Here is a 14,162-nt window from a genome sequence, read left to right on the forward strand (position 1 = left end):
CAGACTGAATTCTTTGTTGGTGATTTTACCAATAAATTTAATTTATCAAATTTTGAATTGATTTATGAAGATTATTTTGAAAATAGCCAAACAGTTTTTTAGATTTGAAATTTCATTTTTCACATTATGATAATTAGTCATTTTATGAAATGAGCTGAAATATTGATAAAAGTTTCATTTAACAATATTTCAGCTATATAACATTCTTATTGACTAAGATTTATTGAAAAAATCAAATCGAAATAAAGATATTTTCCACAGACGTAAAAAACTAATAGCTACAATAAAAGGTATAAAGCTTATAAATCTGCTTTAAACTAAAGCATAGTTAACACATTGAAAAATTAATAATAAGCAATTACTAACAAAAGAAATGTGGTTAATACTATACTTTTACACAATATCATCCTCAACACATTTAACAGCAAAAGAATGATTACTTTGTCTGATATGTGGGTGATAAAATCTGAAGCATCTGGCCATTATTATAGTTAAACCATTCAATATAAAAATAGTGAGCATAACACCAGTTATGCTCACTATTAGCTATATGTTGACTAGTTAGCCAGACACGACTATTACATCATGCCGCCCATGCCACCCATACCGCCCATGCCACCCATATCAGGAGCAGCAGGTTTATCTTCCGGTAATTCAGTAATCATGCAGTCAGTAGTCAGCATCAGACCAGCGATAGAAGCAGCATGCTGCAAAGCAGTGCGGGTAACTTTAGCCGGATCCAGTACACCCATTTCCAGCATATCACCATACTCACCGGTACCTGCGTTATAGCCGTAGTTACCAGAACCATTCAGCACATTGTTTACTACAACGCTTGGTTCATCACCGGCATTAGCAACAATCTGGCGTAATGGTGCTTCAACTGCTTTCAGTACGATTTTCACCCCGGCTTCCTGATCGGCATTAGCACCTTTCAGGTCTTTAATCGCAGCACGGGCACGCAGCAGGGCAACACCACCACCGGCTACCACACCTTCTTCTACCGCAGCACGGGTAGCATGCAGGGCGTCATCCACGCGATCTTTTTTCTCTTTCATTTCAACTTCAGTAGCAGCACCAACTTTAATTACTGCCACACCGCCGGCCAGTTTAGCCACGCGTTCCTGCAATTTTTCTTTATCGTAGTCGCTGGTAGCCACTTCAATCTGTTTGCGGATTTCAGCAACACGTGCTTCAACAGCAGCCTTGTCACCCAGTCCGTCAATCACAGTAGTATTTTCTTTACCAACTTCTACACGTTTAGCCTGACCTAAATCTTCCAGAGTGGCTTTTTCCAGAGACAGACCAACTTCTTCAGCAATAACAGTACCACCGGTCAGGATAGCAATATCCTGCAACATGGCTTTACGACGGTCACCAAAGCCCGGAGCTTTAACAGCAACGGTTTTCAGGATACCGCGAATGTTGTTTACTACCAGAGTAGCCAGAGCTTCACCTTCAACATCCTCAGCAATAATCAGCAACGGACGGCTGGTTTTTGCCACTTGTTCCAGAACAGGCAGCAAATCGCGGATGTTAGAGATTTTTTTATCAAACAACAAAATATACGGGCTGTCCAGACCGGCAATCTGTTTTTCTACATCAGTAACAAAGTAAGGAGACAGGTAGCCGCGGTCAAACTGCATACCTTTAACAACTTCTACTTCATTTTCCAGTGATTTGCCGTCTTCAACAGTGATCACGCCTTCTTTACCCACTTCATTCATGGCTTTGGCAATGATTTCACCGATAGATTCATCTGCATTGGCAGAAATAGAAGCAACCTGAGAAATTTCTTTAGACTTTTCCGGAACCGGTTTAGAAATATTTTTCAGTTCAGCAATAACAGCTTCAACAGCTTTATCGATACCGCGTTTCAAATCCATCGGATTCATACCGGCAGTAACGTATTTCATGCCTTCAGTAACAATAGCCTGAGCCAGAACAGTTGCAGTAGTGGTACCGTCACCAGCCACGTCATTGGTTTTAGAAGCCACTTCTTTAACCAGCTGTGCGCCCATATTTTCGAATTTGTCTTTCAATTCTACTTCTTTAGCAACAGACACACCGTCTTTAGTGATGTGCGGTCCGCCAAAGGCACGATCCAGCAATACATTACGACCTTTAGGGCCTAAAGTTACTTTTACTGCTTCAGCCAATACATTGACACCAGCAACCATTTTCTGACGGGCTTCGTCAGAGAATTTCACGTCTTTTGCTGCCATTTGCAACTCCTAATCTTTAATAATTAATTACGCAATAAAATTAAATTTCTGGATAAATAATTTATTCAACGATACCGAAAATATCTTCTTCGCGCATTACCAGCAACTCTTCACCGTCTACTTTAACAGTCTGGCCGCTGTATTTTCCGAAAATTACTTTATCGCCAACTTTAACATCCAGTTTCTGACGGTCACCGTTTTTCAGCAGTTTGCCATTACCTACGGCAATTATTTCACCCATATCAGGTTTTTCAGCAGCAGAACCGGGTAACACAATACCAGAAGCAGTTTTTTCTTCAGCTTCCAGACGTTTTACGACAACGCGGTCATTCAAAGGACGAATAGTCATATTATCTTCTCCACATCTTTAGTGCCCGAGGCACAGCAAAGTTGGTTAATACAAACCCGCATTTTCAGCGGGGCGTAAATATAAATTTATTCGTTACTTAAAGTAGGGCTGGCTCGCCGCAATTCAAGAGTAAGTGAAATAATTTTTTTCCTTACTCTTACAAATACTTAGCAAATTTGACAAATTATCTTAGTCATTACAGACAGATAGCTGCAATTACAAGCAAATCTCCTGCATCCCAGTTCGACCCGATAAATTAATTTGAGACAGAGCAAATATATTACCTCAGCCCGCCGGACAGATTCCGGACACAGGTAACACATCAAGAAAAAAGATAGTTTATCTGCTAATTACAGATAAACTGTTTTTTGCATAATATTAAGTATATATACCAGATTAAAATATAAGTGGCGAAATGCCAAATAATGCTGATTAACTTAATTACCAGAATTATTTTACCAAATTCTGAAAATCAGAATTTCAATTTACAGAGGGACTTATTTTCTTTCAAATCTGGTATCAATCTGGGCTGATAACGTTTCGCGGGCACGTGCAATACGTGAACGCACTGTACCTACCGGACAGCCTAATTCCTGAGCGATTTCTTCATAGGTCAGACCATTTATCTCTGATAAAATAATCGGCTGACGCAGATTGGCCGGCAATTGATTAATTGCTTCATCAACAGCATCAATCAGCTCACGATTAAGTAATAAATCCTCCGGAGTCTGATAATCTGACAAATGTTCCAGTACATCAGTTTCATCTCCGTCCTCATCCATAATCTCAGTAATCATTTGCGGTTCACGTCCGTAAACAGCTGCCATAGACTTAGCCGTATTCATACCGATACAGCAAAGCCACGTATAAAACTGACTTCCGGCACGAAATTGCGGCATAGCTTTATAAGCTTTAAGAAATGTTTCCTGTACCACATCCAGCGTTGTTTGCTCATCATGAGTAAAACGACGCAGAAAGTGTTTTAAACGACGCTGATACTTTCTGACCAGCAAACTAAAAATCTGAGCATCACCCTGCTGAGCCCTTCGCACCAACACCTGCTCTTCCACCTGCCGGGTAGAATCATCATGCATTTTGTTATCCTCTAGTCATTATTGTTGTTGCATCAATCAGCAGCTGAATCTGCGATAAATCTAGTATCTGCCTTAAAGTTTTACAGCCTTAGAGGCAAGTCCTCCATAATTGGCATCCATCCGTCAGTTATACCTCTGTCAATATCAACAGCAACATTAATAACAGCGACACACTGATTGTCTGAGTCACATAAAACCGGCCAGACAGCACGCATAAAAGGAGGGATCTTCCTTTCTTGTAATAATTTTCTAACTTTTTTTCTTCCTCCTCTCAGAACAATAGTATCTTCATTATCTGCCTGACGCACTATCCACGCAGCATCAGTTTCCGCCAAACCAAAAGGATGCCGGTTCCATTGCAGATAACGGGCAGTAACCAGTTTCTGACTGGATACCGGTAACAATCCATACCAGTGCCACTGCCCGCTTACATCATACTTATCAATCCATAATCTGGAATCATAATAGACCACACGTGCATGCGGTAAAGCCCATTGTGCACCGGTTTTGCCTTCCATCAACTGTCGTGCAAATTCTGTTAGAGCCGCAGACGTAGACATTCCCAAACAATGCTTTTGCGTAAATAAACGCAATTGCTGCCGACGGCGTGATTCACTTAAATTACGCCATAAAGGTATCTGAAACCCCCTTTGCTGTGCATGCAGCATAGTCCAGTCAGCTTCAGCTATTTCATTTAATAAGGACAGTTCATCCTGTAAACGTTCTACTGCCGCTTCTATCTGGGTATCCAGGTGTGGCAGATGTGTGCGCCAGTATGGCAAACCGTCCAGACGCAGCCAGTTGCGTAAATAGGCACAATTACTATTACTGTCATCTTCAATATGCCCAAGTCCTGCGGCATCTGCATATGCCTTGAGCTGTTGCCGGGAAAAATGCAATAGCGGACGCCAGATAACAGTATTTTCAGTTAATGAACGTATCGCCGGCATAGCTGAAAGCGAACGTAAACCGCCACCGCGCAGAGCCCCCAAAAAAAAGGTTTCAATTTGGTCATTTCTGTGATGCGCCAGTACTACCGCATCAGCTTCACTATCAGCATAAACCTGATAACGTGCTTTACGCGCAGCGGCTTCCAATCCCTCTCCGGCCGCACGCACATCTACTCTGACCAGTTGCAGCGGAACTGACCACAATGCGCATAATTGCTCACAAAATGCAGCCCACTCATCCGCATATCTGCTTAAACCATGATGCACATGAATTGCAGATATCTGTATCGGCAGACTATCACGCAACTGAGTCAGCGCGTGTAACAATACCACTGAATCCAACCCGCCGCTGAGACCTACTGCCAAAATACAACGGTCAGCCATAGAGGCTGACCATTGTTGTGCAATACTCTCACATAATTTACTTACCGCTGAACTGACCATAGCTCATCAGACGATCAAAACGCCGGCTTAGCAATGTCGACAACTGTTTGCCTTTAGCATCTTGCAGCTGACGGGTTAGCACCGATTTTACCCGTTGCATAATTTCCGGATAATTACGATGTGCTCCTCCCAGAGGTTCCTCAATCACAGTATCAATTAATTTCAAATCATGCAGGCGTTTGGCAGTAATCCCCAGAGCCTGAGCAGCTTCCGGAGCTTTTTCAGCCGTTTTCCATAGAATAGATGCACAACCTTCAGGTGAAATCACTGAATAAGTCGAAAATTGCAGCATATTGATGTAATCACCTACAGCGATTGCCAGAGCCCCGCCGGAACCGCCTTCACCAATCACTGTACAGATAACCGGTACACGCAGCCGTGCCAGCTCGTATAAATTACGGCCGATGGCTTCAGACTGCCCTCTTTCTTCCGCTCCGATGCCCGGATAAGCTCCCGGTGTATCAATAAAGGTTAGCAGAGGAATTTGAAATTTTTCTGCCAGCTTCATCAGACGCAAAGCTTTACGGTATCCTTCGGGCTTAGGCATCCCAAAATTACGGCGAATTTTTTCCTTGGTATCACGGCCTTTCTGATGACCAATAACCATTACGCTTTCACCATTAAAGCGTGCCAAACCGCCAACAATGGCGGCATCGTCAGCAAACGCACGATCCCCGTGCAATTCTTCAAAATCTGTACACAGAGCATCAATATAATCTAAGGTATACGGACGCTGTGCGTGACGGGATACCTGCGAAATTTGCACCGGCGTCAGTTTGGCAAAAAGATTTTTGGTTAAATCGTCGCTTTTCTTTTTCAGGCGCGCGATTTCTTCGGATATATCCACAGCTGATTCATCCTGTACAAAGCGCAATTCATCAATTTTCTGTACCAGTTCAGCTATAGGTTGTTCAAAATCCAAAAAAATCTGTTTCATTGTTAAAATATCCGCAAAAACATGTATCAGCTATGATACGCGAAGAAATGAAGCTATGCAGCCCTTATTAATAAAAACCTGATAGCACAATTATAGATTATAATAATAACAATATGATTTATATAATATAATTATAAAAAAACATCTCTACAGCCACCTGCGCATCCGAATCACACTTTAGCGTTTTCTATCAATTTAAACAGATATAGCAACAACTTAAACCACATGCCTCAGCAGCAATGCTAATTAAATAAACATCCGATAACAAGCAGATTCGAAACACTATATACGCAACAAATATGCATTAACAGCTTGCCAAGACTAGGAATTACCCACTAAAATTAGCGATTTTCTGTTATCTTGGCAGAATAAAATTACTTCGATTTTTTCACTAAGGAATACACTATGGTAGTTATCCGTTTGGCTCGCGGTGGTTCTAAACACCGTCCTTTCTATAACATTGTCGTAGCAGACTCTCACAACCGTCGTGACGGCCGCTTTATCGAACGCGTTGGTTTTTACAATCCTGTTGCCAATGAGAAACAGGAACGCGTACGTCTGAGCGCAGACCGTCTGAACCACTGGATTGGTCAGGGCGCGCAATTAAGCGAAGCTGTTGCCAAGCTGGTTAAAGAACAAAAGGCTGCGGCCTGATTTAGCAGTAAAGCAAATGAATAGTACACAGCCACAATGGGTAGCAATGGGCTATATAAAAGGTGTGTTCGGAGTAAAAGGCTGGGTGAAAGTCCATTCTGATACTGAATATACCGATAGCCTGCTCGACTATCCGCAATGGCAGCTGAGTAAAGATGGCCAGATTAAAACTGTAAGCATAGCCGAAAGCAAAATCAGCGGCGATGAATTACAGGTAAGATTTGACGGCATAACCGATCGTGACAGCGCAGCATTACTGCGCGGCTTTACCATCGAAATAGACCGCGCCAGCTTTGCCGAAACCGATGACAATGAATATTACTGGACAGACCTGATCGGAATGCAGGTACATAACCGTACACAGGAAAATCTGGGAACTGTCAGTTCATTAATGCAAACCGGTGCGCATGATGTACTGGTAGTAGATGGTGCTTTTGGCCGTAAACTGATTCCCTTTGTCTCACAGTACATTGATGAAGTTAACTTGCCTCAACAGCAAATTGTTGTTGACTGGGGCAGTGATTACTGATGCACATTCAGGCCATTACCCTGTTTCCGGAAATGTTTACCGCCCTTACCGGCAGTGGCGTAACCGGTCGTGCATTACAAAAAGGTATATGGGAATTTGCTACCATTAATCCGCGCCAGTTCGCTGATAACCCATTGGGTTATATTGATGACCGGCCGTTTGGTGGTGGCCCGGGAATGATTATGATGGCTCCGCCCTTACAGGCAGCCATTGATACAGCCAGACAGACTTGTCCCGAAGGACGGCTGATTTATATGAGTCCGCAGGGCAAGCCACTGAATCATGCACAGACAGCAAATCTGGCTAGAGAAAAAGCTTTGATTGTACTGTGCGGCCGCTATGAAGGTATTGATGAACGCATCCTGACCAGCAACGAAGTAACCGAAATCAGTATTGGTGACTTTGTGGTTTCCGGCGGTGAATTGCCGGCAATGATGTTAATGGATGCAGTAATCCGTTTGTTACCCGGCACACTTGGCGATACGCGCTCAGCAGTAGAAGATTCATTTGCCAATGGTTTACTTGATTGCCCACACTACACCCGTCCGGTAGAATTTCGTCAGCAGACAGTTCCCGACGTTCTACGTAGCGGTAATCATGCTTTAATCGCACAGTGGCGATTAACTCAGGCGCTCAGGCGCACACTGACACGCCGTCCGGATTTACTGGCCGATCGTGAATTAACCCCAGAGGAATCCAGACTCTTGCAGACGATCAGACAAGAGGAACGGGATATCCCATTATAATAGGAAGCTTAATATGAACTTAATTCAACAATTAGAGCAAGAAGAAATCGCTCGCCTGAATAAAGAAATTCCGGCTTTTGCACCAGGTGATACCGTGGTTGTTTCTGTACGTGTTACTGAAGGTAGCCGTACCCGTTTACAGGCCTATGAAGGCATTGTAATCGCCCGTCGTAACCGTGGTCTGAACAGTAACTTCATCGTTCGTAAAATTTCCAGCGGTGAAGGTGTAGAACGTACATTCCAGTTATATTCTCCAGCCGTTGAAAAAATCGAAGTTAAACGTCGTGGTGATGTACGTCGTGCCAAACTGTACTACCTGCGTGGCTTAACCGGTAAAGCTGCCCGTATCCGTGAAAAACTGCCGGCTCGTAAAGCCTAAGCAGTATTTACAATTACTATTAGCTGCCTGCGGCAGAGCTAATACTCAGGCCGAATCATCAGATTCGGCCTTTTTCTTTATGTTTTCGGTCAAACTGGCAAAACAGAAAATATCAGAGCTTGTAAATAGCATGAAATAATCAATAAATACTTATTGAAATAGTGTTATATAAAAAATACTGAATAGATAATTGAATTTTTAAAAATTAATTTCTCTGACAGAAATAATCCAAATCTGTGAATGCCAGCCACGCCTATCCTCTGCTCACAAACTCTAATAATTTACACACCGGCAAAAGGTGAAAAATGTTAAAATTATCCGGTTTTTAGTTTACTCCATCTTAATTTAACTTGCTTCGTCTTACCCAAAGGAAACACACCAAATGAGCCAGTCCCTGAGTTATCGTGATGCCGGTGTTGATATTAATGCTGGTGATTCTTTGGTTGAAAGAATTAAACCATTTGCTAAGCGTACCATGCGGCCTGAAGTATTAGGTGATTTGGGCGGATTTGGTGCCCTGGTTGAAATCAGCCAGAAATATCGCCACCCAGTACTGGTTTCTGGTACCGATGGTGTAGGTACCAAACTGAAACTGGCATTTGAATGGGATCAGCACGACACCGTAGGCATTGATCTGGTAGCCATGAGTGTCAATGATATTCTGGTGCAAGGGGCAGAACCATTATTCTTTCTGGATTATTTTGCCTGCGGCAAACTGGATGTTGAACGTGCCGCCGCTGTTATTAAAGGCATTGCAACCGGTTGTGAACAGTCCGGATGTGCACTGATTGGTGGTGAAACTGCAGAAATGCCGGGCATGTATCCCGATGGCGAATATGATCTGGCCGGCTTTGCAGTTGGCGTTGTAGAAAAAGAACAGGTAATTAACGGACGCAGCATTGTTGCAGGTGATGTTGTATTAGGTCTGGTTTCAAACGGTATTCACTCCAATGGCTACTCACTGGTTCGTAAAATTATCGAACGTGCCCAGCCTGAACTTGATGCTGAATTTAATCAGGGTAAAACATTGCGCCAGGCAATCATTGCCCCGACCCGGCTTTATGTAAAACCTATTCTGGCGGCACTAAAACAATTTACCATCAAAGGTATGGCTCATATTACCGGTGGCGGTATCAGTGAAAATGTACCCCGCATTCTTCCTGAAAACACCGTTGCAGCCATTGATTCTCAATCATGGCCATTACCCAAACTTTTTCAATGGCTGCAACAAGCTGGAAATGTAGAAACTCAGGAAATGTACCGCACTTTTAATTGCGGTATTGGTATGGTTTTGGTAGTGAATGCAGAAGATGCAGATGCGATACAGAAATTTTTGCAGCAACAAGGCGAAATTGTTTATCAGATAGGTCGTATTCGTTCTCGTCAAGGGGATGAACATCAAACCCAAGTAAATTAGATAGTAATTAAAAATTAATTCCAATATTAATATATAAAGGCTTAGAATTAATTTAATTATTCTAAGCTTTTCATTACAATTAATAAATTATATAATTATCTATCAATTAAAAATTTATAATTAAAATAACGAGTTCAGATTCAAATTTTTAGTCAACTTTATTTTTGAAAGAAATATATCTAGCAGAACTTTCGATACCTGGAAAAACTGTACTTTCATTGATATTAAGTAAGTCTAGTTCGTTTAATATTTTTTTTCTATTCTTAATTTTAATTCTTTTGATTTGAATAAAATCATTTCCAATTTCTTCTAAACTAGCATTTAAACCAAATAAAAGAAAGACACCCGACTGAGAAGTTATTCTTTCATTATTTTTAATTCCCTTAATACAAATAATATTTTGTAAATCGTATTTATCAATTCTCGGTTCAAAAAAAGGTTTCTCGTCTCGAATAAAATGAAGAAGTTTTTTTATACTGGTCTGTTGATTAAAACGTTCACGATCAAAGTTAAACTTAATTGATTCTTTTTCTTGATCGGATAATCTTGCCAAATTTGCAATACAGCTCGCCGTGTCAGAATCATAATATTTGACATGCTTATCATCTATAAAAAATATAATCACTTCCCCTATACCTTCATCCATATCTACACTTGATTTACATGCAAAATAAAGGGCTATAAGTGGATTAGTAGTTAAATCAAGTAATCGTGTCGGCATTGAGTAATGCTGCATTCTAACCAATTTATCTAATGTATATCTATCATTGATAAATTCTTTATATTCAGACATGTACAATTCTCGATATAAAATATGTTCTTGCGAACTATATATAGAACGACCTTGACTATTTTTTCTAAAAAGTGAGGGTACTAAGCGATACCGCTCACTTGAGTGTCCGCGATAAAATATATGTTTTTTGTGTTTTTTTAAATCCAAAATTTGCTGAATAAATTCGAATATTTCCCCAATATAAATATCTTTTCTCTCTTGTTGTGTATACATAATAAATTACCTATTCATTATCAAAAAATTGCTGAAGCTGTTTCTTATATAAATAAAGAGGTATATCAATTAACCCAATATTTTCTTCAGATATAAAATGTTTTTCACCGTTTAAATCTTCAAAGCAACGAAATCTACTACTGACTCCTAATTCAATATCCATAATAGTATCAACAAATTTAGAATCATATTCTATAGAGATGGATTCGGATGTATTATCAGAAAAATAAATATTTATATTGTGTGTTATCTCATCAACATTTTCTTCAGTAAAATTATTCTCTTCGATCAAATCCTTAATAACTAATTGTAATTTTTCTGAAGTATTCTCATAAAAGTACTCCTCATCCCAAAAATATTCTTCTATAAGGTTGTAATATTCTTCAGCTCCTAAGCCTTGATATCCATCCCAAGGTATTTCCCAATTTTCCGGGGCACCGCATGAATCATCGAGAAGTGAAATTTTTTTTATTGATTTAGTATTAATAATAAGGAAGTGGTTATTTAGTGTATCAACAGAAAGTAATTGGTCATGTATATCTTGATCATAACACAAGCTTTCTTGAATTCTTTGAGCTGTAGCAGAGGTAATCGGATACCATTTAATATTAGTAGAATTGCATAAAAGAATGCCAATATGCCCCCAAAAAGAATCAATTATTTTTTCTTTTTGCCATGGTTGCCAATGTGTTGTTGAAACTGTGTCATTACTTAAAATATCAAGAACGCTTGTACCAAAAATTACCGCAAGATCCCTTAGTGTTTTTAATTCTGGTTGAGATTTATTCGATTCCCAATCACTTATATCTTTCGTTTTTACCCCCAGAAGATCAGCTAAATATTTTTGTGTATAATTACATGATTTTCTTAAAATTTTTAATTTTTCCATATAAGTACGAATAGCAGTTAAATTAATTAAATAAAATAGTGAACAATTTATATTTCTATTGTTATATTTACATATTTAAGCTAATTAAAACAATGGCAATGGCTTATATTTCTATTAAAAACTGTAATAATTAAATATAGCCTTTTGCCAACATCAGATAATTGCCGGCAAAAGACATATTATCGTTTATTTCGTCAATAATGCAGGGAATAGCCTTTCAATCCATTGACGCAGTAAAATCAGTTTGCCATGAAAAAAATGGCCGGAACCGGGTACAACCAATACAGGCAAGTCCTGCCCTTCAGCCCAGTTCAGACTGTTCTGCAACGGTACCACTTCATCCTTTTCACCATGAATCAGTAATGTAGTAGCCGGATTATAGGCACTGGGTGCATCAATAGTGTACATACCTATAGCCGGACCCATCAGCAATAAGGCATCCGGTCTTGCAGTGAGCGCGCTGAACAAGGCTACATAGCCACCAAAAGAAAAACCGGATAATACCAGTTTACTAACTTCCGGATGCTGAGCACGGGCAAAGTCAACCACGGCAAGGCAGTCTGCCACTTCACCGCGACCATAATCATGCTCTCCTTCGCTTTTACCCACGCCACGCAAATTAGGCAGATAACAGTGAAAACCCATTCCTGTAAGTGCTTTTGCTGCTGTCTGTACCACTTTATTGGTATTCAGCCCACCTTGTAAAGGATTGGGATGATTAATTACAGCCACACCGCATGCGGTACCCTGCGCAGGTAAATAAATAGTTTCAAGCCGTCCTGCCGGCCCGTTAATCCAGATGTTCGGTTGTTGCTTCAGCATCAGATTTACTCATTACATTCAGGTTTATCCATTAACAATCGGGTAACAACACGATCGTTTGCCAGTTCTTCATCCAATATTTCCTGCAGGTCACTTTCGTCTACATAGGTATACCAGCGCCCCTGCGGGTAAAGCACCATAACCGGCCCTTCATCACACCGCCCAAGACAGCCGGCACTACTGATACGCAGCTTACCTACTCCCATCAGCCCCATGGCCTTAGCATGACCTTTGAGATAATCAACTGCATCTGCACCAACATCATCGTCTCCACAGCTCTGGCGACACGGATTATCTCGGCGATTGGTGCAGACAAAAAGATGTTTAGCATAATAACTCACGGGTTTTCCTTTATTCTTTGTTTCTGTTCACACCGGCAATATCCATTTTGCCAGTATGAAATATTTAATCATTAAATGTCAGCACACGATTACTGTTTGATTGCTGAGCTTTAACTGAAGCCAGCATAGCAGGCAAATCCAGATTAAATTCAATTGCACGCTGTGCAGCCCGTTTTTTCAGTTTATCCCAGTCACGTACTGAAGGAGGCTGCTGAAAGGCCAGTACGGCAATATTGCCATGAGTTTCAGCCGGCACCATTAGTACTCTGTTGTCAAATACACTACGCAACCGGCGCACAAAAGTCTGAAACCGTTTGTCACCCTGCCACCAGTTAGTAACAAAGATGCCATGCTCACTCAGTGCCTGACGGCAATCCTCAAAAAAAGGTTCAGCAACCAGACTGTCAATAATCTGCTCACCATCAAAGCCATCAACCAGAATGATATCTGTATTACCCCGTAGTATCTTGATGTATTCGGCACCATCGTCTTCAATAATTTCGAATTTTTCGCCCTCAAATGGCAGCTCAAACATACTGCGGGCAATGCTGATAACCTGAGGGTTGATATCGACAGCAGTCTGACAGGTATCAGGCAGGTAAGCATCTATCCAGCGTGCAAATGAGCCACCGCCCAAACCTATTTGGGTAATATGCCGGGGCATACTGTCGGCAAACAATAGCCATGCCATCATAGCCCGGCTATACGATAGTACCAGTTCTGCCGGATCATCGACATTCATAGAACTTTGTATAGTAGACGTACCCAGATGGAGAGAACGTATATTGCCTGATTCGGATATGCCTACTTCGGGTAACTCATAGTGCGCAGGACGTAAACGACGATAGGGGTGTTGTGGCATAGTAATTTCCGTCATCAGATAACAATAAAGTAGCAATTGGCCGGATGGCTAATATGCAGTCTGATAATATTCAATATCAGATTAGCAGTAAACCGTTTAAAAATAATATTAGCCTCACTGATAAGACTGGAATAAACAGCAAATACAGTGAGGCCAGTTGGTGGTGTATTATATAGTTATAACAGATTTTTTGTTTTATAAAGTAATATGTCACTTTTGATAGCAAATGGTTTATTGAATCAATTTTCTGGTACTGCAACCTATAAATCCGGTGTTTCCATTTGTATTGCTGAATCACAAACTACCTATCATGAGATTTGTAAAATATCCAAGAGGTAATTTAATAACTATCTGTGTTGTAAGATTTAACAAGTACAGATACAGAATAAGGTCAATAGACTGATTAGTGCTGTTATAAGCAAAATCACAAGCAAAGCACAATCAGATAATAGTGCTCTAAATCAGCAATAAAAGCAGGCAAACCATCCCCACTACTCAATATTCCTGTCGGAAAAAGT

15 protein-coding genes are annotated in these 14,162 nt (G+C 40.7%); 5 read left to right on the top strand and 10 right to left on the bottom strand.

Going from position 1 to position 14,162, the window contains the following annotated elements:
- Nucleotides 1-578 precede the first annotated feature (578 nt).
- The 5 genes from groL to H3V01_RS06295 form a co-directional block, all read right to left on the bottom strand.
- Entirely contained in the window at nt 579-2,225 is a 1,647-nt protein-coding gene (gene groL, locus H3V01_RS06275; protein ID WP_078475142.1) for a chaperonin GroEL, read from the bottom strand.
- Nucleotides 2,226-2,286: 61 nt separating this feature from the next.
- Nucleotides 2,287-2,574 carry a co-chaperone GroES gene (gene groES / locus H3V01_RS06280; RefSeq protein ID WP_025331149.1) on the bottom strand — a complete coding sequence of 96 codons (288 nt, stop codon included), beginning with the start codon at nt 2,572-2,574 and terminating at the stop codon, nt 2,287-2,289.
- Between the two features lie 497 nt (nt 2,575-3,071).
- Nucleotides 3,072-3,668, bottom strand: a complete 597-nt coding sequence (locus H3V01_RS06285; RefSeq protein ID WP_025331150.1) for a sigma-70 family RNA polymerase sigma factor — start codon at nt 3,666-3,668, stop codon at nt 3,072-3,074.
- A gap of 80 nt (nt 3,669-3,748) precedes the next feature.
- Entirely contained in the window at nt 3,749-5,062 is a 1,314-nt protein-coding gene (gene tilS, locus H3V01_RS06290) for a tRNA lysidine(34) synthetase TilS (RefSeq protein WP_198186286.1), read from the bottom strand.
- Nucleotides 5,040-5,999, bottom strand: coding sequence for an acetyl-CoA carboxylase carboxyltransferase subunit alpha (locus tag H3V01_RS06295; protein WP_025331152.1), 960 nt, complete (start codon nt 5,997-5,999; stop codon nt 5,040-5,042). Before H3V01_RS06295 ends, tilS begins: the two co-directional genes overlap by 23 nt.
- 405 nt (nt 6,000-6,404) lie before the next feature.
- On the opposite strand from H3V01_RS06295, the gene rpsP reads away from it, so the two are divergent.
- The 5 genes from rpsP (at nt 6,405) to purM (ending at nt 9,724) form a co-directional block, all read left to right on the top strand.
- Nucleotides 6,405-6,653 carry a 30S ribosomal protein S16 gene (gene rpsP / locus H3V01_RS06300; protein ID WP_025331153.1) on the top strand — a complete coding sequence of 83 codons (249 nt, stop codon included), beginning with the start codon at nt 6,405-6,407 and terminating at the stop codon, nt 6,651-6,653.
- 16 nt (nt 6,654-6,669) lie between these two features.
- Nucleotides 6,670-7,182, top strand: a complete 513-nt coding sequence (gene rimM, locus H3V01_RS06305) for a ribosome maturation factor RimM (RefSeq protein WP_078475139.1) — start codon at nt 6,670-6,672, stop codon at nt 7,180-7,182.
- Nucleotides 7,182-7,928: a tRNA (guanosine(37)-N1)-methyltransferase TrmD gene (gene trmD / locus H3V01_RS06310; RefSeq protein WP_025331155.1), complete on the top strand. Its 747-nt coding sequence runs from the start codon at nt 7,182-7,184 to the stop codon at nt 7,926-7,928. Before rimM ends, trmD begins: the two co-directional genes overlap by 1 nt.
- Before the next feature lie 13 nt (nt 7,929-7,941).
- Nucleotides 7,942-8,307: a 50S ribosomal protein L19 gene (rplS, locus tag H3V01_RS06315; protein ID WP_025331156.1), complete on the top strand. Its 366-nt coding sequence runs from the start codon at nt 7,942-7,944 to the stop codon at nt 8,305-8,307.
- Nucleotides 8,308-8,689: 382 nt separating this feature from the next.
- On the top strand, nt 8,690-9,724 hold the full coding sequence (gene purM / locus H3V01_RS06320; RefSeq protein WP_198186287.1) for a phosphoribosylformylglycinamidine cyclo-ligase: 1,035 nt from the start codon (nt 8,690-8,692) through the stop codon (nt 9,722-9,724).
- Nucleotides 9,725-9,872: 148 nt separating this feature from the next.
- On the opposite strand, the gene H3V01_RS06325 is transcribed toward purM, so the two are convergent.
- The 5 genes from H3V01_RS06325 to H3V01_RS06345 all read right to left on the bottom strand — a co-directional run bounded on the left by H3V01_RS06325 (nt 9,873) and on the right by H3V01_RS06345 (nt 13,644).
- Complete coding sequence (locus tag H3V01_RS06325; RefSeq protein ID WP_174832039.1) at nt 9,873-10,730, bottom strand: FRG domain-containing protein; 858 nt, start codon at nt 10,728-10,730, stop codon at nt 9,873-9,875.
- Nucleotides 10,731-10,740: 10 nt separating this feature from the next.
- Complete coding sequence (locus H3V01_RS06330; RefSeq protein WP_198186288.1) at nt 10,741-11,619, bottom strand: helix-turn-helix transcriptional regulator; 879 nt, start codon at nt 11,617-11,619, stop codon at nt 10,741-10,743.
- 186 nt (nt 11,620-11,805) lie between these two features.
- Nucleotides 11,806-12,441: an alpha/beta hydrolase gene (locus tag H3V01_RS06335; protein ID WP_198186289.1), complete on the bottom strand. Its 636-nt coding sequence runs from the start codon at nt 12,439-12,441 to the stop codon at nt 11,806-11,808.
- Between the two features lie 5 nt (nt 12,442-12,446).
- On the bottom strand, nt 12,447-12,782 hold the full coding sequence (locus H3V01_RS06340; RefSeq protein ID WP_198186290.1) for a (2Fe-2S) ferredoxin domain-containing protein: 336 nt from the start codon (nt 12,780-12,782) through the stop codon (nt 12,447-12,449).
- Between the two features lie 64 nt (nt 12,783-12,846).
- Entirely contained in the window at nt 12,847-13,644 is a 798-nt protein-coding gene (locus H3V01_RS06345) for a polyamine aminopropyltransferase (protein WP_198186291.1), read from the bottom strand.
- Between the last annotated feature and the right edge of the window lie 518 nt (nt 13,645-14,162).

It is taken from the genome of Snodgrassella sp. M0351 (assembly GCF_016100575.1).
In the GTDB taxonomy this organism is placed as follows: Bacteria; Pseudomonadota; Gammaproteobacteria; order Burkholderiales; family Neisseriaceae; genus Snodgrassella; species Snodgrassella alvi.

Coding starts and splice junctions, on each gene's coding strand:
- groES (WP_025331149.1), bottom strand. CDS start 2,574: ATGACTATTCGTCCTTTGAATGACCGCGTTGTCGTAAAACGTCTGGAA.
- rimM (WP_078475139.1), top strand. CDS start 6,670: ATGAATAGTACACAGCCACAATGGGTAGCAATGGGCTATATAAAAGGT.
- H3V01_RS06295 (WP_025331152.1), bottom strand. CDS start 5,999: ATGAAACAGATTTTTTTGGATTTTGAACAACCTATAGCTGAACTGGTA.
- H3V01_RS06285 (WP_025331150.1), bottom strand. CDS start 3,668: ATGCATGATGATTCTACCCGGCAGGTGGAAGAGCAGGTGTTGGTGCGA.
- trmD (WP_025331155.1), top strand. CDS start 7,182: ATGCACATTCAGGCCATTACCCTGTTTCCGGAAATGTTTACCGCCCTT.
- groL (WP_078475142.1), bottom strand. CDS start 2,225: ATGGCAGCAAAAGACGTGAAATTCTCTGACGAAGCCCGTCAGAAAATG.
- tilS (WP_198186286.1), bottom strand. CDS start 5,062: ATGGTCAGTTCAGCGGTAAGTAAATTATGTGAGAGTATTGCACAACAA.
- H3V01_RS06335 (WP_198186289.1), bottom strand. CDS start 12,441: ATGCTGAAGCAACAACCGAACATCTGGATTAACGGGCCGGCAGGACGG.
- rpsP (WP_025331153.1), top strand. CDS start 6,405: ATGGTAGTTATCCGTTTGGCTCGCGGTGGTTCTAAACACCGTCCTTTC.
- H3V01_RS06330 (WP_198186288.1), bottom strand. CDS start 11,619: ATGGAAAAATTAAAAATTTTAAGAAAATCATGTAATTATACACAAAAA.
- purM (WP_198186287.1), top strand. CDS start 8,690: ATGAGCCAGTCCCTGAGTTATCGTGATGCCGGTGTTGATATTAATGCT.
- H3V01_RS06345 (WP_198186291.1), bottom strand. CDS start 13,644: ATGCCACAACACCCCTATCGTCGTTTACGTCCTGCGCACTATGAGTTA.
- rplS (WP_025331156.1), top strand. CDS start 7,942: ATGAACTTAATTCAACAATTAGAGCAAGAAGAAATCGCTCGCCTGAAT.
- H3V01_RS06325 (WP_174832039.1), bottom strand. CDS start 10,730: ATGTATACACAACAAGAGAGAAAAGATATTTATATTGGGGAAATATTC.